General features: G+C 61.5%; 21 protein-coding genes, 4 tRNA genes and 1 riboswitch. Of the genes, 12 read left to right on the forward strand and 13 right to left on the reverse strand.

The window, feature by feature from the left end:
* Positions 1–79 precede the first annotated feature (79 nt).
* Entirely contained in the window at positions 80–436 is a 357-nt protein-coding gene (locus tag ACZ881_RS06120) for a DUF6984 family protein (protein ID WP_476113317.1), read from the reverse strand.
* Between the two features lie 205 nt (positions 437–641).
* Here ACZ881_RS06120 and ACZ881_RS06125 point away from each other — a divergent pair, with 205 nt between their 5' ends.
* Positions 642–836, forward strand: coding sequence for a hypothetical protein (locus ACZ881_RS06125; protein WP_476113320.1), 195 nt, complete (start codon positions 642–644; stop codon positions 834–836).
* 209 nt (positions 837–1,045) lie between these two features.
* Here ACZ881_RS06125 and ACZ881_RS06130 read toward each other — a convergent pair whose 3' ends face one another.
* Positions 1,046–1,177: a hypothetical protein gene (locus ACZ881_RS06130; RefSeq protein WP_476113322.1), complete on the reverse strand. Its 132-nt coding sequence runs from the start codon at positions 1,175–1,177 to the stop codon at positions 1,046–1,048.
* Positions 1,178–1,781: 604 nt separating this feature from the next.
* Between ACZ881_RS06130 and ACZ881_RS06135 the strand changes: the two genes are divergently transcribed.
* Together ACZ881_RS06135 and ACZ881_RS06140 are read left to right on the forward strand one after the other, a co-directional pair.
* Complete coding sequence (locus ACZ881_RS06135) at positions 1,782–2,066, forward strand: hypothetical protein (protein ID WP_476113325.1); 285 nt, start codon at positions 1,782–1,784, stop codon at positions 2,064–2,066.
* A 288-nt stretch (positions 2,067–2,354) separates the two neighbouring features.
* The gene (locus tag ACZ881_RS06140; RefSeq protein WP_476113327.1) at positions 2,355–3,131 is read left to right on the forward strand and encodes an aminotransferase class IV; all 777 of its coding nucleotides are present in this window, start codon (positions 2,355–2,357) and stop codon (positions 3,129–3,131) included.
* A 95-nt stretch (positions 3,132–3,226) separates the two neighbouring features.
* Here the strand turns inward: ACZ881_RS06140 and ACZ881_RS06145 are convergent, their stop codons facing one another.
* The 3 genes from ACZ881_RS06145 to ACZ881_RS06155 all read right to left on the reverse strand — a co-directional run bounded on the left by ACZ881_RS06145 (position 3,227) and on the right by ACZ881_RS06155 (position 5,692).
* Positions 3,227–4,297: a CU044_5270 family protein gene (locus ACZ881_RS06145; protein ID WP_476113329.1), complete on the reverse strand. Its 1,071-nt coding sequence runs from the start codon at positions 4,295–4,297 to the stop codon at positions 3,227–3,229.
* Entirely contained in the window at positions 4,294–4,824 is a 531-nt protein-coding gene (locus ACZ881_RS06150; RefSeq protein ID WP_476113331.1) for an RNA polymerase sigma factor, read from the reverse strand. The genes ACZ881_RS06145 and ACZ881_RS06150 overlap by 4 nt, the downstream gene beginning before the upstream one ends.
* Before the next feature lie 283 nt (positions 4,825–5,107).
* Positions 5,108–5,692, reverse strand: a complete 585-nt coding sequence (locus ACZ881_RS06155) for an RBBP9/YdeN family alpha/beta hydrolase (protein ID WP_476113333.1) — start codon at positions 5,690–5,692, stop codon at positions 5,108–5,110.
* A gap of 67 nt (positions 5,693–5,759) precedes the next feature.
* Between ACZ881_RS06155 and ACZ881_RS06160 the strand changes: the two genes are divergently transcribed.
* Positions 5,760–6,098, forward strand: coding sequence for a MerR family transcriptional regulator (locus ACZ881_RS06160; protein ID WP_178993486.1), 339 nt, complete (start codon positions 5,760–5,762; stop codon positions 6,096–6,098).
* Positions 6,099–6,483: 385 nt separating this feature from the next.
* On the opposite strand, the gene ACZ881_RS06165 is transcribed toward ACZ881_RS06160, so the two are convergent.
* The 3 genes from ACZ881_RS06165 to ACZ881_RS06175 form a co-directional block, all read right to left on the reverse strand.
* Positions 6,484–6,559, reverse strand: a tRNA-Phe gene (locus tag ACZ881_RS06165).
* Between the two features lie 46 nt (positions 6,560–6,605).
* Positions 6,606–6,679, reverse strand: a tRNA-Asp gene (locus ACZ881_RS06170).
* Between the two features lie 84 nt (positions 6,680–6,763).
* Positions 6,764–6,836, reverse strand: a tRNA-Glu gene (locus ACZ881_RS06175).
* Positions 6,837–7,095: 259 nt separating this feature from the next.
* Here ACZ881_RS06175 and ACZ881_RS06180 point away from each other — a divergent pair.
* A complete protein-coding gene (locus ACZ881_RS06180) occupies positions 7,096–8,049 on the forward strand; it encodes a DMT family transporter (RefSeq protein ID WP_476113335.1) in 954 nt (317 codons plus the stop codon).
* On the opposite strand, the gene ACZ881_RS06185 is transcribed toward ACZ881_RS06180, so the two are convergent.
* The gene (locus ACZ881_RS06185; RefSeq protein ID WP_476113337.1) at positions 8,046–8,969 is read right to left on the reverse strand and encodes a carbohydrate kinase family protein; all 924 of its coding nucleotides are present in this window, start codon (positions 8,967–8,969) and stop codon (positions 8,046–8,048) included. The two genes, ACZ881_RS06180 and ACZ881_RS06185, sit on opposite strands and share 4 nt — an antisense overlap.
* A 91-nt stretch (positions 8,970–9,060) precedes the next feature.
* On the opposite strand from ACZ881_RS06185, the gene ACZ881_RS06190 reads away from it, so the two are divergent.
* Positions 9,061–9,561, forward strand: coding sequence for a metallopeptidase family protein (locus tag ACZ881_RS06190; RefSeq protein WP_091464841.1), 501 nt, complete (start codon positions 9,061–9,063; stop codon positions 9,559–9,561).
* Between the two features lie 10 nt (positions 9,562–9,571).
* Positions 9,572–10,492, forward strand: coding sequence for a cation diffusion facilitator family transporter (locus ACZ881_RS06195; RefSeq protein WP_476113340.1), 921 nt, complete (start codon positions 9,572–9,574; stop codon positions 10,490–10,492).
* Between the two features lie 7 nt (positions 10,493–10,499).
* Here the strand turns inward: ACZ881_RS06195 and ACZ881_RS06200 are convergent, their stop codons facing one another.
* A complete protein-coding gene (locus ACZ881_RS06200; protein ID WP_476113342.1) occupies positions 10,500–13,244 on the reverse strand; it encodes a PEP/pyruvate-binding domain-containing protein in 2,745 nt (914 codons plus the stop codon).
* Between the two features lie 20 nt (positions 13,245–13,264).
* Positions 13,265–14,302: a universal stress protein gene (locus ACZ881_RS06205; protein WP_476113344.1), complete on the reverse strand. Its 1,038-nt coding sequence runs from the start codon at positions 14,300–14,302 to the stop codon at positions 13,265–13,267.
* 418 nt (positions 14,303–14,720) lie between these two features.
* Between ACZ881_RS06205 and ACZ881_RS06210 the strand changes: the two genes are divergently transcribed.
* The gene (locus ACZ881_RS06210; RefSeq protein ID WP_476113347.1) at positions 14,721–15,413 is read left to right on the forward strand and encodes an FAD-binding protein; all 693 of its coding nucleotides are present in this window, start codon (positions 14,721–14,723) and stop codon (positions 15,411–15,413) included.
* A gap of 183 nt (positions 15,414–15,596) precedes the next feature.
* Here ACZ881_RS06210 and ACZ881_RS06215 read toward each other — a convergent pair whose 3' ends face one another.
* Together ACZ881_RS06215 and ACZ881_RS06220 are read right to left on the reverse strand one after the other, a co-directional pair.
* Positions 15,597–16,391 carry an NlpC/P60 family protein gene (locus ACZ881_RS06215; RefSeq protein ID WP_091464833.1) on the reverse strand — a complete coding sequence of 265 codons (795 nt, stop codon included), beginning with the start codon at positions 16,389–16,391 and terminating at the stop codon, positions 15,597–15,599.
* A gap of 3 nt (positions 16,392–16,394) precedes the next feature.
* A riboswitch (cyclic di-AMP (ydaO/yuaA leader) is annotated at positions 16,395–16,562 on the reverse strand.
* Positions 16,563–16,736: 174 nt separating this feature from the next.
* Positions 16,737–17,369 carry a copper resistance CopC family protein gene (locus ACZ881_RS06220; protein WP_178993493.1) on the reverse strand — a complete coding sequence of 211 codons (633 nt, stop codon included), beginning with the start codon at positions 17,367–17,369 and terminating at the stop codon, positions 16,737–16,739.
* 114 nt (positions 17,370–17,483) lie between these two features.
* On the opposite strand from ACZ881_RS06220, the gene ACZ881_RS06225 reads away from it, so the two are divergent.
* The 4 genes from ACZ881_RS06225 (at position 17,484) to ACZ881_RS06240 (ending at position 20,891) form a co-directional block, all read left to right on the forward strand.
* Positions 17,484–18,926: an NCS2 family permease gene (locus ACZ881_RS06225; protein ID WP_091464829.1), complete on the forward strand. Its 1,443-nt coding sequence runs from the start codon at positions 17,484–17,486 to the stop codon at positions 18,924–18,926.
* Positions 18,927–19,082: 156 nt separating this feature from the next.
* Complete coding sequence (gene hutG / locus ACZ881_RS06230) at positions 19,083–20,030, forward strand: formimidoylglutamase (RefSeq protein WP_476113352.1); 948 nt, start codon at positions 19,083–19,085, stop codon at positions 20,028–20,030.
* An 84-nt stretch (positions 20,031–20,114) separates the two neighbouring features.
* Positions 20,115–20,594 carry a hypothetical protein gene (locus ACZ881_RS06235; protein WP_476113354.1) on the forward strand — a complete coding sequence of 160 codons (480 nt, stop codon included), beginning with the start codon at positions 20,115–20,117 and terminating at the stop codon, positions 20,592–20,594.
* A gap of 226 nt (positions 20,595–20,820) precedes the next feature.
* Positions 20,821–20,891, forward strand: a tRNA-Cys gene (locus ACZ881_RS06240).
* Positions 20,892–21,044: the final 153 nt, after the last annotated feature.

Consider the following 21,044-nt stretch of genomic DNA (forward strand, 5'->3'; position numbering starts at 1 on the left):
ATCCCTCACCGGGCGGATCTACGTATAACTCACTGAAGGCAAGGGAACGCCCATTTTGCGCCGTCCGTGAGTTCCGTCGCTAGTTGCCGCTGGGAGGGCCGTCACGAAGTTCGGACTTATCGTGTGGAAGCTTCAGCCTGGGTGAGAAGTCGACTTTCCAACTGTCCAGCTCAAAGAGGTCATCTTCTCGGTCCACATACAAGGCCAGAGCGACTGGCATACCGTCTGCGTCCTTGAACCACCCCTCGGCAATAGTTCGTCCATACCGAGGATGACTCTTGCCCGAATCGAAGCGCAGACTACCCATTCCGCCGTCGGCCATGTCGGACACTCTCAGCGCCCCCAGATCAACCGGTCCACGGTTCCATTCCGTTGCCCGGCTCAGAAGCACCGACAGTACTAGGACCTCACCCTCTTCTAGGGGCCGTTCTTTCATTTGATGATCTTAATGCTCGAACCTACCCACAGGATACGAGTGCCCGGTAAGGGATCGGCCGAGGAGACTTTCCCTGCGACCCACTCATTGCATCGAATGAGGCATGAGTAAGGTGGGAGGTGCTTGGCGAGGCCGGCGGGCCTGGCAGCCTCCCCTCGACTATGGCAGGCGCGCCCTTATGACTTTCTTCCCTTCAGGAGATGAGATGCGGTATCAAGATCCGTCGTGGTGGCAAATAGGTCTGCTGTATCTGATCTGCGGAACAGTCTTTTGGCCCCCGCTGTCCACTGATCGCATGATCATCGGCATTGTTTTCGTCGCCATCGTGACCGTCCTCCTAATCCTCAAGATCATCCACGGTCGCTCAGCTACCAGGACACCTGGCCCTCCTCGTTCGTAGTCGGTTGACCGGCCCGGTTAGCCCGCAGTTGTTGTGCGACGCGGTAGGAGTCGCTGCCACTGAAGGTGAGCCTGTCCATGACGGTGGCTCACAGGCGCGGGTTGGCGCAACTGGTGGCAGCCGTGCGATGCGCCCTCAGCAGTTGTGGCTTAGACCTGCCCGTTAACCGGTGACTCAACGGATGCTCTAAGTGTCCGGTCAGGGATCGGTTACCGGGCGCTGCTGAGCCCCGTAGTGGTCATGGGGCTTGGGCGGTCACCGAAACTTGTCCAAGCCACAATGACTGCAACCACGATAATCACCAGCACTAGAGCAGCGATGAGAGTTCCGCGAGGCTTCATACACGCAGACTAACCGGCGTCGCAGCATATCGGGCGTGGTTTGGGCAGAATATGGCAGCGTCCGGTGGAGGATCCTCTAACGCATTACGGCCGGTAAAGGGCGGTTCGGGACCCCGCCAGGCGTATTGGCGGCGGGGCCCAGCCTTCTTTTCGACGTCGGCACGGCACGCTAGTGTCATGTGTCCGTTGTCTTTCCCGCTTGACGGTACAACCAGATACTCAAACCTAAGAGCGCTACATCAATGACGACTGTGACCCAATAAAAAACTGTTGCCCGACGGCCCTCGACCACAACAGCGAATACTGTGCTTGCCAGCAACAGTAGAGCAATGACAGCCATGAACAAGGATTGGCCCTTGGATGGCTGCTTCTTAAGCCAACTCATGCCCTGAGCCTAACGGCGTGGTCAATGCCCTAAGACAAGTGGCGGGGGAGGTCGCATCCACCCTGCCGGTGAGGGATCGCAGAGCGTTTCTTGGCGTGACCGTCGTGGACATTTGCGGGCGTGTGGAAGCCATTGCCGGAGTGCTGGTGAAAGGGGCCATGTGCAAATCTTGGATCGTGGGGTTGTTCCTCACGCTGAACTTTAAGAACGGATTCTGATATGGACGAAGGCGCAATCAAGATGCTGGCTTTTTTCGTCGGGGTCGCAGCGCTGGCCGCGGTGTTATTCGTTTCAGGCGTCATCTCGCAGCGCCGCCGGCGGGCCTCCAAACGCTCTGGGTCCGCCCGGACCGGCGCAGGCCACGGTGACTCAGGTGTGGCCGTAGGGGGTGCGGCTGCGTCTTCTGACGAACGGGGCGGCACTGATGGGGATAGCGGCGGTGCTGACGGCGGTAGCGGCGGCGGTGGTGGTGGTGACGGCGGGGGCGGCGGTGGTGGCGACTGAGCATTGGTTCGGCCTGAACCTGGACAAAAACGCGCGGCGAAAAAGCAAGATGGACCAGGCGATGAGGATGAGCACGTCCCGTCAAGGTCCGGCTTCGAACCGGTCCCGATGGCCGGTGGATCACCGGACGCTACGCCGTCCGTTCAGGGATCGGCTTACGTTCGATTCGAACATGCCTATGTGGGATCCCTTTCGGGACGAAGTGGCGGATCAACCGGCAGCCCAAGCAGTTCTCCCAGTCGTAGTCGGTGCGAGTTGGCAATTTCTGCCCTGCCATAGGCTGATGAAATGACTGGCAATGTAAGTATCAGAGTTGACGGCCGTGAGATTGTCGACGAAACAATTTCGCAACTCGCTCTGGTCAACTACGGGCATTTCACCGCGATGCAGATTCGCGGCGGGCGTGTGCGGGGGCTTTCCTTCCACCTGGATCGTCTGCGATCCGCCCACACAGAGTTGTACGGAACCGTCGTTGATCCTGCGATCGTCCTAGGCAGGGTCCGGGACGCCGCAGTTGATGCGCCTGATTCATATCTCCGGGTGACGCTCTTTGAGAGCGAGCCGGGGGAGATACGGGTCATGACCGCTGTTCGTCCGCCCGTCGCCCCATCCTCCGCACCAGTTGGCCTTCTTCCGGTCATCTATCAACGGCCCGTCGCACATATCAAACATGTAGGCAGTTTTGGCCAGCTCTACTTTGGTCGCTTGGCCACCCGGCAGGGCTTCGATGACGCACTGCTCACTACAGCGGACGGCGAGATCTCCGAAACGGCCACAGCCAATATCGCCTTCATTGATGGCGACGGGACACTCGTGTGGCCATCAGCACCATCGCTATACGGGGTCACTTGGCAGATACTTGACGTCACCCTTGCAAACGCGGGAATCAAGACTCGCAGACAGCCCGTCACGCTAAACGATATTTCCGGATTCTCCGGAGCATTCATCACGAGTTCTATCGGCGTTGGGGCCGTCTCAAAGATTGGCACAGTTGTATTCAACGACGAGGCGCCTGTTCATGCCATCGGAAAGATATATGAATCCAGCCCATGGGACAGCATCTAGCAACCAGACGGTCCACCATGTCGAACTCAGGACTTCACGTCCGGTAAAGGATCCCGCACCGGGCGTTCCACGTGAGGCCCGGTGTGTCCTTCTGCTTAGGGAGCCGCGTCTGACACGGAGGTTTCCACCGAGGTCCACGAGATGGCTGTGCCTGAAGGCATGAGGCCATTTTCTTTTGTGAGGACTTGGCGCTCCCCGATTAGCTGGCCTGTTTTCGGATCGATGATGATCTCTTGTCTCATAAGAGTGCCTTCTGTCCGACCGATGGCCACACCTGTTCGTCCGTCGAGGTTTGCTTGCCCTTCCATGATTGTCACCCCGGGAATCATGGCCGCCGCTTTGTATAGTGCGGCCCGCAGATCCGCGGGGACGCGGCCAGTTCGCAGGAGATCAGCGATGAAGACCAAGGCCTCTCCATCAACTGACTGTCCTGCACCCAGTGTTCGTATGTAGATATGGTTCAGCAGCCGGTACGGATCCCGGGGGAAGGCAGACATATCCGTTGTGAGTGTGCCGCCCGGTTGGCCATAGAACTCCCCCTTGGGCGCCCGTAGCGTCTCGGGATGCGCTTGGATGCCCTGTTCCTGGACGTACTTTCGTGCCTTCTCATCAAAAAAGGTTGTAGGAAACCGCCCGGAACGTAGCCACACCCATTCAGCGTTTTGGTCAGCCGGGATATACATATCCATTTTTTCTGTGTCCAGCCACTGGTACTGGGAACCGTCCTCAGTCCACGTCTCGGTTGACCAGACGTTGATACTTTTGATCCTTAGATACTGACCTGGCTTCACGGTAGGGTCGGTGCTGGTAATGGCCGTTTCTGCAGCCGTATTGAGAACTTCAGCAGCTTCAGCGGTGGCACCTCCTCGCCAACCGGCAAGTCCTACGATGTCACCGACAACAAGCGTGGCTAGAACGGCTGCTGCAGCTACCGAGGTAACCCACTTCCGTCTCCGCTGTTGTCGCTTATCTGATAACGAGACGGCGGTCGATAACTGCTCCGGGCTGTTGACCACGGACATTTCGCCAGAAGAATTTACCTCCGTTGTCCGGATGTTGAGGGTGCGCTCCCTGCTCGCAGCCAATTCCTGCTCCGTGATACGAGATGCTGGATCAGCTGCGGCCAGATAGCGTCGTAGGCGCTCGTCCAAGATTTTCTGGTTCATGATTCTGCCCCCTCTGTTTCTAATAGGTGGGCCAGTGCTTTACGGGCTCGATGCAGACGCATTCTGATTGCCGTAGCACTGGTATTCAGTAGGTCGGATATTTCCCTGGAGTTGAAGCCGTCCCAGTACGTCAGGAGCAGAACTTCGCGGTCTTCCGGGTTCAAGCGGTGCAGGGCGTCCTGGATTGGAGACTCCCAGGGAAGGTCCTCTGTGTCTCCATGTTGCTTCGGCGGCCGGAGTTCTCCAATGAGCTTTGCAGCGCGGACGGACGACCTGTCATGGTTGCGGAGCACGTTACGGGCCACACCGAAGAGAACCATCACTGATAGGGACTCACTGTTAGTCGTTTTCTCCCAAGCGATCCGAAAAACCTCTGCACACAGGTCCTCGGCAGTTGCTGCATTCTCAGTTCGCCGGCGGAGATAGTGGTAGATCCGGTCGTGGGCGGCCGCATGCGCAAGCAAAAAACGCTTTTCCCGCTCCAATTCCGCTCTATCCTTCCGGACTGTTTGAAAGCTCATACCCATTAATGTCCGGCAACGTCGAAAGTGTAACGAGTATCTTGAAACTTCCTGTCAGCCCCAACCCGCTGGAAGGAACTCCAGGCGGAGCTGCAAGCTCTCAATCGTCCCTACGGCGCTGCAGCTCTATCCCACCACCCGCAAGACGGCGGCCCAAGAGACGCTCCAAGTGCACGGTGAGGGATCCCTAAACGGGCACAGCTTCAGGCCCATAAGGGGAACCGGGTACGGGACGGTTCCTCTGAAACAGACGCAGCCTCTCTCCGCTGATTTGGGCGGGAATCGCGTTCTACCGCTGCATAAGCTCCAGCACAAGTGGGAGGTCGGACACTCCATCTTCGGTGAGGAAATGGCCGGCGCCGGGCTGTATGTGCAGTTCCGCGTTGAGCCGTTGTGCAAGCTTGTCGGATGCTGCCGCTGGCACGAAGGCGTCTGCGTCCGAGCGGACCATGGCACGTATGCCTATGTTTTTTGCGATGCGTTCCGCGTCGATATCAGTGCTGAGGTATTCGTCCAGCACTGGCAGTGACTTCAGTGCTCCGGTGAAACCGGAGACGAGGATGAGTCCGCCGAGTTGCCATGGCTCCGTCAACGTTGCAAGTGCGCGCAGCACCGTTATGCCTCCCAGGGAGTGAGCCACGATCCATGTTCCTGCATCGGGTATTCCGATCGCTTCCGCGGCTGCATCCGTCCATGCTGCGGCTTTGGGAGCATCGGGAGTAGGGAGAGTCACGACAGCTGCGCCGATGCCAGTGGTCTGGAGTGAGTCGCGGAGCCAGGGAAACCAGTGCGCATCCGGTGCGGCAGCGTATCCGTGGACGACGAGGACACGTCGGAGGGAATGAAACGTAGCGGGCGTGGTTGTTATGTTCATAGCATGGAACCTTAAGGGGTCACGTCAGCGTGAGGGTCAAACATCGTCAGCGGAAGGGGGCGCAGGTTTGCTGATTGGGGAGCTGTCAGAGCGTACGGGAGTCAGTCGGCGTGCGCTTCGTTACTACGAGGAGCAAGGCTTGCTCGTCCCGGAGCGGGCCTGCAATGGATACCGCGTCTATGCCCAGGATGCTCCCCTCATCGTCAGCCAGATACAGGGTCTGTTCGCCGCCGGCTTCGACTCCGACGCGGTCCGCCAGTACCTTCCATGCGCCCGCGGTAGTGCACCACAGCTGGAGATGTGCGCCGAGTTGCGGTCACACCTAACAGGGCGAGCCGCCGAACTGGAAGCTCAAGCTAAAACGCTGACCCGGCAGCGCGAGAAGATGTTGGCTCACCTCACATAGTGGTGTCACGGTGTGGCCGTGGATTGCCGTCGTCATGATAGCCATCGTTGGGTGTCTCCTATGGCTGGTCTCGACCGTTGTTGGTCAATGATCGAGGGCGGCCCGCCTATCCGAGGCATGCCACCTCGTTCACCGTTGTCCCGGGGGCATCGAGGACTGGCAGAAGAAGGGCTACAGCCTTTCCGACGACGCTCCGCAGCTGATCGAACGGAGCCGCGAATTCATGAACAAACTCCACTCCGGGGATCGAAGAACTCAACGGTTAGGCAGAGTCAAAGGCTCTGCACCACCAGTCGATCCTCTTACGGACATGGCGGCCGGGCCCCGCCGTGCCAGCCGCGTTAAAGAAGAAAAGCACCAGTTCCGAAGAACTGATGCTTCCCAGTGGTGGCTCCGACCGGCGTCGATCCGGTGACCTTTCGATTTTCAGTCGAACGCTCTACCAACTGAGCTACAGAGCCTAGGTGACACGTCACCTTGAGAACCGAATTTCTTCGGCGCTCAGAGCGACCCTGACGGGACTTGAACCCGCGACCTCCGCCGTGACAGGGCGGCGCGCTAACCAACTGCGCTACAGGGCCTTGCGTTTGCAGTATCTCTACCGCGTTTTTTTCAAGGCTTCTAGCTTACCAGACTTTTTTCATCCGGTTTACCACTTCCTTGCGTACCCCCAACGGGATTCGAACCCGTGCCGCCGCCGTGAAAGGGCGGTGTCCTAGGCCGCTAGACGATGGGGGCCTGAACTCAATTCGGGTTTCGCAAAGAAAAGCGACGCTTTACGCGTTCTTTCCGTGTCTCGCTCGTCCGAACTGGACTCTAAAACTTTAGAGCATAGATGGCGATATTCCCAAATCGAGGTCTGCATGGTGTCCCGGACCACAGATCTGGGCCCTCGAAGGGCCCCATCGAGGGTGCCAGCCGAACATTGGCGGGATCTTGTCCTGACGCGTCCGGAAACCGCCAGCCGCGCCCGGCCCCCGACGGATAGATTTGCCCTATGACAACCACCACCCCGGCCGAACCCGGCCAGCCTTCCCCGGATTTGCCCCCGCGCACCACCCCCGCGCCGGGCGCAATCATCAGCAAGCTCGGCATCGCGGCCGTCATCATCACTGTCGTCCTATGGGCTTCGGCTTTCGTGGGCATCCGCGCAGTCGGCCCCAGCTTCTCCCCCGGTTCCTTGACGCTCGGACGGTTGGCGGTTGCCGCCGTCGTGCTTGGAATCGTGGTGCTGCCGACGCTGAAGGTCTGGCCGAGCGGCCGCGAGTGGTTGCCTATCGTGGCATACGGGGTGATGTGGTTCGGCGGCTACAACGTTGCGCTGAACGCCGCGGAGCACATGCTCGACGCCGGCACCAGCGCCATGCTCATCAACGTCTCGCCCATCCTCATCGCCATCCTTGCCGGTGTCTTCCTCAAAGAGGGCTTCCCACGCTGGCTTCTGATCGGCAGCGGAGTCGCGTTCTGCGGCGTTGCGATGATCGCTTTGGGTTCCGGACAGCGTTCGACGGCGGACGTGGCCGGTGTGCTGTTGTGCTTGCTTGCCGCTGTACTCGCCTCGGTGAGCGCAATCCTGCAGAAACCCGTGCTCCGGAAGTTCACAGCAGGCCAAGCGACATGGTTCGGCATCATGGTGGGCGCGATCTGCTGCTTGCCGTGGACCGGTCAGCTCATCTCCGAAGTCCAAGCGGCGCCGCTCCCCGCCACGCTCGGCCTGGTCTACTTGGGGATCTTCCCGACGGCCATCGCATTCACCACGTGGGCCTACGCGCTATCCCTGATCTCGGCCGGAAAGCTGGCTGCCACGACGTACCTTGTTCCAGGCACCACCATTTTGATTTCCTGGGCGGTGCTTCAGGAAGTACCAACCATCTGGGGACTGATCGGCGGCGTCATCTGCCTGGTCGGCGTCGGTTTGACCCGGCGCCGGACCCGCCAACTCCGCCACTAACGGGCCATGCCCACCAGAAGTTCACGGTGCGTGGGAGGGTTGGCGCCGGAGCGGCCAACAGCAATTGAGGCGGCCATGGATGCGATGGTCCCGATCCGTTCCAACACAGTAGGCGCCAAACCATCGCTGCCCCGCAAGAGCAGCCCCATGATGAGCGCAGCCGTGAAGGAATCACCTGCGCCGATGGTGTCGGCGACGGTAGCCGGGACGGCCGGGACATTGATGTGGATGTGCTTGGTTGCCATGAGCGCTCCCTTGACCCCTTGAGTCACCACAGCAAGCCCCGTACCTAAGGCCAAGAGGTGGTTTGCAGTGTCCTCCAACGACTTGCCGGGGTACAGCCAGCGGGCGTCCGAGCCACTCATTTTTACGACGTCGGTCAGCGGCACCATCTCTTCGAACAGGGACAGGGCCTCGTGGTGGCTTCCCAGGAGATCGGGGCGGATATTGGGGTCGTACGTGACCATGCATCCGCCCTGCGCCTGCTCCAGCAAACTCCTCACAACACTTGCGCCCGGCTCCAGGAACGTCGCGATGGAGCCGGTGTGCAGGATCCTCGGCGCGTAGGGCAGGGCAAGTGGAGCCAGTGCCCAGTCAATGTCGAAGGTGTAATCGGCCGAACCGTCGGCAGTTATCCGGGCGGTCGCCGTCGCGGTTTTTCCTGCCGACATGGATCCGGGCAGCAGGACCACACCTGCGCGCTGCAGATGCGCGGCGATGGCATCGCCCCGCTCGTCCCGGCCAATGGCCGTCAGCAGGCCCGTTTTCACGTCCAACAGGCCCAAGCCGTAAGCGACGTTGGCCGGCGATCCTCCCGGGTACTCCTTCTGCCCGTCAGCCGACTGGACGATGTCGATCAAAGCCTCACCCACAACGACGACGTCGAGGGGCTCAGGTGCGTGGGAAGCGGTGCCGGTCATGCGGTTCCTGTGTCTGTCGAAAGGAGGATTGAGTTCAGTATCTCCCATCACGCACGGAGCCAATGATGCCCAAGCGGACTAAAGTCGAATCATGCCCGCGAATCTCCCTCCCGGCCTGCCGATAGTTCCCGACGGCGAGCGCCCTTCATCGCCGCTACGCGAACGGAATGCGGTGCACAGTCCTCTTGAGCATGCCCCGGTGGAAGAGGCCCATGTTTCGGGGCCTTACGAGATGTCGCCCGAAGATTTTGAAGAAGCCGTGAGCGACGCCTTGCAGTTGATCCCGCCCAAAGCGGCGAGCGCCATGGATAACGTGGCGATCTTTATCGAGGACGACTACACGCCGCAGCCAGGCGAAGATCCGGACGCCGTGCTGTTGGGACTCTACGAGGGAGTTCCGCTGACTGAACGCGATTCCTGGTGGGAGGCAGGCTCCCTGCCTGACCGGATCACGATCTTCCGCCAACCCATCCTGAACATCTGCAGCACCCGCGAAGAAGTCATTGATGAGGTGGCCATCACGGTGGTCCACGAGATCGCGCATCACTTCGGAATAGACGACGACCGCTTGCATGAGCTCGGCTGGGGCTAGCCTTATAAGCATGGGGCACGACCACAACCACTCCCACGGAGTCACAGCAACCGGCAAGCACCGGAAACGGCTTATTGCCGTCCTCGCCATCACCTTAGGTGTGGTGGGCATCCAGGTGATTGGCGCCGTCGTGTCCGGGTCCTTGGCCCTGCTGGCCGATGCCGGACACATGCTCTCCGACGCGGCAGGTGTGTTCATTGCCCTGATGGCGGCGTGGATTGCCACCCGGCCCGCGAGCGACCAGCGAACCTACGGCTACCAAAGGGCCGAGGTTCTGGCTGCCTTGGCCAACGCCCTGATCCTGATCGTCATCGCCGTGGTGATCATGATCGAAGCCATTCGCCGCTTTGGCGAGCCAACCGAAATCCAAACGGACGTCATGCTGTGGGCCGCCATTCTGGGTGCTGTGGCCAACCTCGTTTCCTTACTGATCCTCCAAGGTGCGCAGAAGGAAAGCCTCAATGTCCGCGGCGCCTACCTTGAAGTCCTCGGTGACCTCCTTGGCTCCATTGCCGTCATTGTGGCGGCCGTAGTGATCATGACCACGGGATTCAGCGCCGCCGACCCACTGGCGTCCGTGCTGATTGCCCTCATGATCATTCCGAGGGCCTGGCATCTGCTGCGGGATGTTGTGGATGTGCTTTTGGAAGCCACCCCCAAGGGCGTTGATGTGAACATGATCCGGGAACACATCGTTGCCGTGGACGGTGTGGTTGATGCCCATGACATCCACATCTGGACCATTACATCCGGCGTTCCCGTGTTCTCAGCGCACGTGGTGGTGGAGGACGCGGTCCTCAACGCCAGCGGGGCGGACAGCATCCTGGATCAGCTGGGCTCCTGCCTTGGCCTGCACTTCGACACCGAGCATTGCACTTTCCAGTTGGAACCGGTGAGCCACTCCGAGCACGAGTCACACCAGCACGCCTGAAACTATTTCATTGCCCGGAGTTTTCGGTGCTGACGGTTCCGGCAGCGCCGTCCACGGTGATGTGCTGGCCTGTGCTGATGCGCGATGTCGCGTCGGGGACGCCCACCACAGCAGGTATACCGTACTCACGGGCCACCACAGCTCCATGCGAGTTGGCTCCTCCCATCTCCATGACCAGACCTCCGGCAGTGAGGAACAGCGGCGTCCACCCAGGGTCAGTTGACGGGGCCACCAGGATTTCCCCCGGTTCCAGGTGGGCGCCAACCGGATCCATGATGACGCGCGCGGGAGCAGACACCAGACCTGCCGACGCCGGACTGCCGGACAAAGTGCCGGGGCGCTGCTTGCCTTCGTTCCGTCCGGGCGTAGCCTCAGGTTCAGTCCCGTCAGACAACAACACCCTGGGAATGTGCCTGCGGCGGAGTTCCTGGTGGTAAGCAGCACGACGTTCAGCAACGACCTCGTGGACGTCGTCTCCGGCCAAGGCGATCTCGACGTCGTCCAGGTCCAGGAAGAAAATGTCCTCAACACGTTCGATCCGACGCGCTGCCACAAGCTCGGTCCCGATCAGGAACAACTGCTTCCTCGCGGCTGACAGTCCCAGAACCAGGTTGTACTTGGGCAACTCCCGCAGCCCGGCGAAGCGCCGTGTTCGGTCCAAAGCAAGTCTCACGATCACCGCGTGCAACGGACTCTTCGCCCTGGCGCGGGCCACGAAACGCGCTACCTGTTCATCGGCGTCGAGTGCTGCTTGCGTGAACTGTTGGTCGGGCGCTTCGGCGCCGTCGGAGAGCCTCAAATAGTTGGCTATGACACCGAGTATGTGCGTAGGGTCATCGGACCAGCGGGGCATGCCAAGGTCGATCTCTGCAACCGCCCTGTGTCCATAATTCCCCAAGAACCTCTCAAGACCGGTCTGTGCAGCTGCCGGGAGCTTGGCTGCCCGATACTGTTCCGCCAGCTCTGCCGGCGTTCGGCCAACCATGGAAGCAACGGCGGCCGGATCCTCACGAATCTCAGAGGCGACCTGCCACAAAGCCAGGTCCATCTCCGTGGTGACGTTGTTAGGTAGGCCACGGACTACTGTTTGCAGCTCGCTGTACGGCGCTTGGTCACCAAGAATCCGCCTCACCATCGCCAGCATCGCGAAGCCGAGAGCAGGAAGGGGCAACACTTGCGGAACCGTGGCGAACACTTCCTCTCCCAGGATTCTCTGGACGTGGCCGAGCCGCTGGTGGGGTGTGGCTCCACTGGGGACGGAGAAGGTGCTGCGTAACTCCGTGTTGAGCCGCTCCACACGCCGCATTGCTGTGCTTGGACGGAACAGACCGCGGAACAGTGACTCCGGGACACGGTACTTAGCCGCCACCGGGGCGACATGGCGGATCATTTTCCTGGGTGTCTTGATAGTCACAGCGAAGCGCGGGTCGTCGAAGAGCCCACGCATGATGGCTGCGGAGCGCGCTTCCATGACGTCAAAAACCCGTGGCACGATTGTCCGGCCTACCCGGCTTCGCAGCACCGCGGTGAAATCGAAGAAGATTCGTTGTCCGGCCTCGTAGTAGGCAGGCGGCCCTGACCGGGGATCGGGAACGTCGAAAGCCGCCGTCTTGGCAACGCTTGAGGCAATCAGCCGGATACCGGCCAACCCCATGGGCGTCAGAGGCCTGGTGAGGCCCTGTGCGAGGCTGAAGTTCAGGAACGCGTGCTCGCCGGAGGCCGGGGGCGTGCGTGTGGTTTGCGGGTACAGCGTGGTGATGGGCCTAGCTTGCGTAAGCCACAACTTTCCGTCGTCGTCGATTGCCCACTCGGTGTCTTGCGGAGCGCGGTAATGCTCCTGAACCTCAAGGCCCAGCTTGGCAAGCTCGAGGACCTGACGGTCACTAAGGCAGGGCTGCGGTTCCTCGATCCCGGGCTGGCCGGGGCGTTCCAAGCGTTCCGTGCCACCGCCAGGCTTGGCACGGATCTCCACTTGCCTATCCCCCACGGCCCTTTCCACAATGGCGCCACGATGGGCGTCCACAACGTAATGATCCGGATTCACAGCGCCCGAAACTACGGCCTCCCCCAAGCCAGGACTGGCATCAATGACGGTTTCATAGCGATTCCCCGTCACCGGGTTGGCGGTAAACATGACGCCCGCGGTAACGGCATTCACCATCTCCTGCACAACCACTGCGAGGGACACAGTTCCGTGGTCGATCCCGTTGGTGGTCCGGTAGGTCACTGCACGATCTGTCCAGAGCGATGCCCAGCAGCGGCTCACGGCATCAAGGACCGATTCAACGCCAACGATGTTCAGGAAGGTGTCCTGCTGTCCGGCGAAGCTGGCGAACGGCAAGTCCTCTGCAGTGGCCGACGGCCTCACCGCGACAGGGACGTTGTCCCCAAAATCTTCGTAGGCAGACCGTACGGCTTCGGCGATCACATCGGGCACCCCGGCGTCGAGCACCAAGGACCGGGCGCGGGCGGCAAGCTCATTGAGCTGGTCCATGCCGGAGGCGTCCATCCCGGAGGCGCTGGCCTCCTCCAAAGCCGCAAAGACAGACTCCAGGCCCACACCCGAGAGAGCCCGCCGGTATGCGTCAGTTGTGAGGCAGAATCCGCGCGGAACCGGCAGGCCGACCCTGGCCAACTCGCCCAGATTGGCGGCCTTGCCACCGACGCGGGGAAGCATGGTTCCCCGAATTTCGGCGATGTCCAGGACCAGTACCGCATCCTGCGACGGCTCCCCGGGCTGCTTCTTGTCCATGGACTTAACAGGCTCAGGGCTTAGGCAGCGCCGAGCATAGGCCCAAACTTGTGGCGGTCAGCGAGCCTGGGATCCTCACGGTCGGGAACAACCATCACCGGCCCCTTGGAGTGGTGCAGGACCCCGTCCGATGTAGAACCCAACAGCATCCCCGCGAAGCCGCCACGGCCCCGTGTACCCAGAACCACCAGCTCGACGCTGCGGCTGGTTTCCACCAGAACATCAACCGGGGAACCGTCCCGGAGTTCCGTTTCCATGGGCAATGAAGGGAAGTGGCTTCTGAGCCAATCAGCCCCGGCGTCCAACTGGACTTTGATATCCGCAAACAAGGCATCCCGGTCCAAGGGTGCCGGAACCCATGCCAAGGAACCGCTGTACTGCGGCACAGCACAAATCACCCGGAGTTTGGCACCCATGCGCTGTGCTTGCTCGGCAGCTTCGAGCACGGCCACACGGGCCTGCTCGGAACCGTCCACGCCTACGGCAACTACGTTTTCCACAGTACGTGGGCCTGCCTTGGCATGTTCAGCCTTGATGTGTTTGTCCTCAGTGATTTCACCAAGGCGGTCGGCACAGTAGAGCGGGACTGTCACCGTGGGGCATTTGGCGTGGGCGGGCAAGGCGCTGCTGACCGAGCCAAGTAAACGCCCAACGAATCCACCGCGGCCCCGGCTGCCGAAAACAAGGAGGGCGGCCTCGCTGGAAAGATCCAACAGGACACCGGCGGCGTCGCCGTTCTCGACAGAAGCGTCGACGTCGATGGCATATCCGGACACCTTATCCAGGGCCTGCCGGACAATCGCATCCGCGCCCTCGCGAATCACGGAATCATCGACTGTTGCGTAGCCGCCATCCAGCCCGGACGCGGCAAAGATCGGCACGGAGTAAGCCGTGACGATATGCAAGGGAAGTTGCCGACGTTCAGCCTCCCGCGCGGCCCAAACCAAAGCACATTGACCATGCTCTGAACCGTCCACTCCCACCACGATGCCACCGGGTTCCACGGCTTGATCCTGGCCGTCCTGTGGCTCTTCACTGTGTCTGCCGTGCTGGTCCATGGGGGCCTGCCTCTCCACCTACTGCTTGATGTTCCGGCTATTCTGCCAGAGGTTCTCCGCGTCGGATTCCCTCACTGTTTCATTGTCAATGGCCGGAGCAGGAGAAACCGGGAAATTTCTCCTCCCAAGGCCAACTATTCTCGGTCAGCAGTACCGAATCAAGGCGACATCGGGCTATGTGCATAACGGTCCGGGCTCGGTTCCCGGGCTCCCACATTGCGCTGCGGACGAACACACAAAACGCGCAGTCGCGGAGGCTATCCATGGCCGAAAAAGTTCGGTAGTGTTCGAGTCACCGAATGGCCGGCAAACGTGTCTCACACCACACACTCCGGCCATTTATTTGCGGCCGCTTGGGGAACTCGGACGCGATCCCACGCGATGCCGTAAGGCACACACGTCAAGGAGGAACCAAGCAGTGTCACTCACGCCTGATTCCGGCACGGAGCGCACCACCACCGTGGTCATCGGAGCCGGCCTGTCCGGCTTGGCAGTTGCCAGCGAGCTCAGCCGCTATGGCGTGGGCTCCATCGTCGTAGACGGGTTTGGTGCACTGTCCACCGCAGGGCCTTCCGTCCACACAGGCATGCTTCAACGCACCGAGGTGGCCGATCCTGCAGCCATGCAAGAACGCAACGAAATCCTCCGACACCTTCGGAACTACGCCGCCAACCACCAACTGGACGTTCGCAACACCACCCGTGCCGTCCGCCTTGATTTCCTGGGGTCAGACCCCTCCCGGCAGATCGGGTACGGATTGGCGGCCAGCATGACCACGGCCGGTCTCAGAACAGGCCTCCACGTATCCGGCCCCCTCGAATCCACTCCACGCCAGTGGGCAGTCCACACGGCCCACGGCGTCCTCTTGGCAGACCACGTAGTAGTCACACGCTGTGCCCAAAGCCAGTTGCGGCGCATGCTCGCCGAACTTGGGATAGCCGTTGGCCAGAACTTCGCGGCCGCCATGCGGGCGGTAGGGATGCACCTGGTGGGCGTTGGGGACCTCATCACCCCGTCTCCCAAGGAAGTGCTGCGGCAAGCCAAGGCAGTGGGCCAAGCCATCTCCTCAAAGGTTGCCCTGCCCGCAGGTCCGGGCGTCGCCCTCGCCTAGGGGCACTACACCTAGGGGCACTACGCCTAGGTGCCCCCACGGGCCCCGCCGCCCACGCGACTATCGACCCGCCGTCGAACGTTCCCCGCTGAACATTAATAAACAGAACTTAACGCCAAAGGCCGGTGCCTCCAAAGACAATAGTCTTTGAAGGCACCGGCCTTTGAACTGAAGCGTGAGGCTTTATGCGCCAGCGCGTACGTAGGTCAGGGGACCCGTTGCGGTCAACCAGCTGATCGGGTGGATACCCGTCTGGTTGCCGTTGATGCCACCGCTGATTGCCTGGCCGTTGCCGATGTAGATAGCAACGTGGCCGGACTGGACGATCATGTCACCGGGCTGGGGATCGCTAACGACCTTGCCGTAGTTCATGAACTGCATGGGACCGAGGTCGCCTACCGGGATGCCAGCGGAGCCGAGAGCCTTCTCGACCATGGCGGTGCAGTCCTGGAAGACGCCGATCTGTGCGTAAGCGGAGGCAACCATGGCTGCGTTGACGCCGCCAACGGCGGGAGCAGCAGCTACAGGAGCAGGGGCAGCCGGTGCGGCAGCAACAGGAGCAGCAACCGCAGCCTGGGCGGCGACGGGAGCTGTTGCAGCAGCAGTGGTGACGGCTGCCTTCTGGACCACAGGGGCCTCAACTACGGGAGCCGGCTTTTCGATGACCGGAGCTGCTACGGAAGCAACGGCCGGACGCTCGAAGTTGACGGTAGCCGTCGCCAGGGCGGTAACAACCTTGGTGGGTGCCTCTGAAACGGTCTCAGCGACCGTTGCGGGGCTGGAGTCGCGCTGAACCGGAGCCTCAGCTGCGTGAGCAGCAATGGAGCCGGTCAAAACGAGGCCCGAGGCTGCTGCGATAACAGCTGCCTGGCGGCCAGCGCCGGAAGCGTTGCTGGCTACTGCCTTCGAGATGGAGATGAACGGATTAGGACGTACGCTGTCCGCCTTACGACGGCCGCGAAGAATGCGTGAAGACATGAAAGAGCCTCTCCCGATGCCTGCGAGGTTAGCTGTCGGATTCGGATGGGAGTCACCCGGCCACTATCCCCCGCTGTTCAGCGGAAGCTTCGTGACTTCACCCCAAGGCACGCTCGAAAGCGGCCTAAATTGGGTTCCCCGTCTCTGCCGTAGGTTTGTCTGCGAACGGATTCCGGACTGCGGCAGAGCTAGGCAATCAGGCCGGAAGTGCCCGCTACGTGGAACAGGCACAGGTACTACCGTACGCGATGATTCCTCCGAAGTCACATTTAAGTAACGGGAAGTGGGCTTCTGGCGTGTCGCAGTGTCCGTTTCGAGATATTCGCAGGTACGTAGAAAACCGCGTTATTCCGCGGAAGTATCGCCATCAGGGCTGTTGGAAGCTGCAAGTTTCTTCCGTGCGGTAACAGCAAGGTAAATAACGAGACCCACAGCAACAACAGCCAGCCCGACAATGCTCCACGGGAAGGGTTGGGAGGCGTCAGCGGCAGGCTCGCTGCTGCCCGTTCCCGGCGCTGCGGTACCCGCCGTCGGTACTGCGGCTGACGGCGCCGACACCGACGGCGAGGCACCCACCGGGCCACTCGCCGTCGTCGTGCTTCCCGCGGCGGCCGTGAACGTGAAGGTGCCCTCAATGGGGTGGGAATCCGAGCTGACTACACGCCATACCACGGTGTATTCACCAGCTGGAGCGCCCTCGCGAAGCTTTTGTACAGCCTGACTATCAATGATTTCGACCGGACCGTCCGCCCAGTTCTCACCGCCGGACGTCACGGTGACGCCGGAACCAATCGCGAGCGGGCGGTTGTTGAACGTGATGGAGACCGACGCCGGGACTTCCGCCACGCTGGCACCGTTGGCTGGCGCGGTTGACTCGGCGACGTCGTGCGCGGACGCCGGAGCCGCGGAAAACAGCAAGGCGGACGCGAAAGCAAGGGCAGCGACGACGGCGGCCAGAAGCGGGCGGATGGTACGCATGGGGCGGTTTCTCCTAGTGTTGGCTTCCTTACAGACTAGGCGAATGGTTCAAAGGGCCCACACCGGACAACATAGGATTTGAGAGCAAACTCCCCTCGATCCCCGGAGACCTTCATGCTCAAACAAGGTTCTGCAATCGACCGCTACTTCAAAATCTCCGAACGTGGATCCACGTATTCGCGGGAAATCCGTGGCGGCTTCGCGACCTTCTTCGCCATGAGCTACATCGTGGTGCTGAACCCGCTGATCCTCTCCGGACCCGACTCGAGTGGCGCGTCGCTGGGCTTCACGGCCGTGGCAGCCACCACGGCGTTCGTTGCCGGCATCTTGACCATCCTCATGGGCGCGTGGGCCAAACATCCGTTTGCCGTGGCCACAGGCTTGGGCGTCAACGCCTTCGTGGCAGTCACTGTGGCTTCCCATCCCGGGTTGACTTGGCCGGACATGATGGGGCTCGTGGTGCTGTCCGGCATCACCATGCTCATCCTGGTGCTGACCGGTTTCCGAACAGCCGTGTTCAAGGCGGTTCCGGAGGCCCTGAAGACGGCAATCGTTGTGGGCATCGGCCTCTTCATCGCACTCATTGGCCTGGTCAACGCCGGTTTCGTCCGCCGCATCCCTGATGCCGCCGGCACCACCGTTCCGTTGGGCCTGGGCGTGGACGGAAAGCTCATGGGCTGGCCGACACTCGTTTTCGCAGTGGGCTTGATCCTGACCATCGCCTTGGTGGTCCGAAAGGTCCGCGGCGCCATCCTGATCGGCATCGTGGTCTCCACTGCGCTGGCCGCCATCCTCGAATTTACGCTGCACATCGGCCCAAGCTTTGACGGAACCAACGTCAACCCCCGCGGCTGGTCATTGGTGGCCCCCACGCTCACCGAATGGGGCGCCCCGGATCTGTCCCTCATCGGCAAGGCCAACCCTTTCGGTGCTTTTGAACACCTCGGCTTCATCGCGGCGGCTTTGCTGGCATTCGTGATCCTCCTAAGCATCTTCTTCGACGCCATGGGCACCATGGTTGGGCTGGCCAACGAGGCCGGAACCGTGGACAAAGACGGCAACATCCCCAACGTTGACCGCGTCCTTCAGGTTGATGCCCTCGGTGCAATCGTGGGCGGCGGAGCTTCCGTTTCCTCCAACCAGATTTTCGTCGAGTCCGGCGCCGGCATTGGAGAAGGTGCCCGAACCGGCCTCGCCTCGATCGTCACCGGTGTCCTCTTCCTGGTGGCCATGTTCTTCACGCCGCTCATCAACCTGGTGCCGTTCGAGGCTGTGGCTCCCGCCCTGGTGGTTGTGGGCTTCATGATGGTCTCCCAGGTGGGCAAGATCGATTGGCAGGACTGGGGCGTTGGAATCCCCGCGTTCCTGACCATCGCCCTCATGCCGTTCACCTATTCAATTGCCAACGGCCTCGGCGCCGGTTTCATCTCCTACGTCCTGATCCGCACGTTCCAGGGCCGCGCCCGCGAAGTCCACCCCTTGATGTGGGCTGTGGCAGCCGCGTTCCTGCTGTTCTTCGGCATCGGAACTGTGGAGGAGTTGTTGGGCGTCAAGTAGGTCCTCGCCGAGATGGCATTTGATGACGGTGTTTGGCGCGAACATTGGCATCAAATGCCATCTCGCGGCGTCTACGGGGAGTGTGAGTCCGGGGTTTCAGACACCCCCGTGGCGGAATGGCTGGTTTTGGGGCTCTATGTCCGGTGTGCTTGAAGCATGGAAACCAGCCCCTTCACCGTAGATGTCGCGCCTGCCCCCTGGACGGGTCGTTTTGATGGCGATGGCGATGAACACCGGCGGTGGTGGCAAGCAGTAGCACCCCACGAGACGTCTGCCTCCGAAGCAGCCTCGCGCCCCGCCGTCGTGCTTGGTTTCTGCAGCGACGCCGGCGTCCTCCGAAACCAAGGGCGCGTTGGTGCTGCTGCCGCTCCCGCCGCCATCCGCTCTGCGTTGGGGCCGCTGGCGTTCCACCTTGATCGTGACGTTTTCGACGCCGGTGATGTGGTTGTGGAGGACGACTCACTGGAGGCGGGCCAAGAGCGCGCCGGACGCGCCATCTCGGGACTGCTCGACGCCGGCAATCTCACCGTGGTGCTGGGCGGGGGCCACGAGACCGCCTTCGCCAGCTACTTGGGCGTGACTGGTTCCGCAGCAGTTCGCGGCAAGCGACTCGGTGTCCTGAACCTGGACGCCCACTTTGACCTGCGGGAAGAACCGACGCCGAGCTCAGGGACGCCCTTCCTGCAGATGGCCCACGCGGAAGCCGCCGCGGGGCGTGAACTTCACTACGCCGTCGTCGGCATCTCGGAGCCCAACAACACGAGGACGCTCTTCAACACGGCCCGGCGCCTGGGTGTGAAGTACCTGCTTGATGAGCAGTGCACTCCGGAAGCAGTGGACGTCTTTGTTGCCGACTTCCTGGCCGGGGTGGACGTGTTGTACCTGACCATCGATCTGGACGTGATGCCGGCGTCGGTGGCACCCGGGGTGAGCGCGCCCGCTGCGTACGGTGTGCCGCTGCCGGTGATCAGTGCGATTTGCAGGCAAGTTGCTGCCAGCGGAAAGTTGCTGCACCTGGACGTGGCAGAGCTGAATCCCGAGTTCGACATTGACTCCCGGACCGCGAAGGTTGCCGCGCGGCTGATCAACACGCTCCTGGCGTAGACGGGCATTTGGCGTAGACGCGTTTGGAAGGCCCTGTTCATGGGCACGTTCCTCCACATAGCCTGTGTGGAGGAAAGGACAGCGATGCGCACACCTCTTGTGCAGGAGAAGTGGGCTTGGGTTGCAGGGCTGGCCGCGGTGGCCCTTGGATTGGCCGCGCACATGCTGGCTGGCGGCAGCATTCCCGCCGTTCCAGTCCTTCTGGGCTTCGCCGCACTGTCCTGCCTGGCGGCCCAACTCGTTGCCCGCTGGGTGCACGGACCCTTGCTGTTGCTGCTGCTGTCCGGCCTTGCCCAGCAGTTGCTGCACCTGGGTTTTGACGCCTTTGGCGGGTACTTTCCCGGTAACGGGTTCCTGGACCACTTGCACGGCGGCCCAGCCTTGGGGGACGCGCCGGCAGGGGCAGCAGCCAGTGGTGGCTCCGTTCACCTCCTTCTATACACGCACACGGCCGCGGCCATCCTCACACTCTTGGTCACAGCCGCAACCACGAAGCTGGCAGGGATGCGTGCCAAGCGCCGCGTTGGCACGGATCCCGCATTTGTCCGCGGATCCCACCCTTGAACGTACCGCTCAACGAACAAGCCGCTGATCCGCTGGCGCTGATCCGCTGGCGGAGGGGCGGAGGGGCGCAGGGGCGCAGATCAGCCGTCATTGGAGGCAACGCGGCGCAACCTTCCCGTAGCCCGGCGACACCACCCAGTAGCTCAGAGACACCCTGCGTAGCCCTGAGAAAGCCTGGGAAATGAACTTTGATCCCGTCGCATCCCGGCGCCTAGTGTCGTTTGCACGTGGTGTACCCGAGAGGCCAGGGAGCTGCCTGCAAAGCAGCGCACGCGGGTTCGAATCCCGCCACCACGTCTTGGGGGCGCAAACCTCCCGCGAGGTGGCATTTAATGCCAATGTTTCCCTCAAACATTGGCTTTAAATGCCACCTCGCGGGAGCATGAAGTGAGGCGCAGGGACTTCGCCGGGCCGCAACGCACGGCCTCTCCTTTGCGCAGCGGAGGCGCG

The sequence above is a fragment of the Paenarthrobacter sp. TE3676 genome (genome assembly GCF_056279165.1).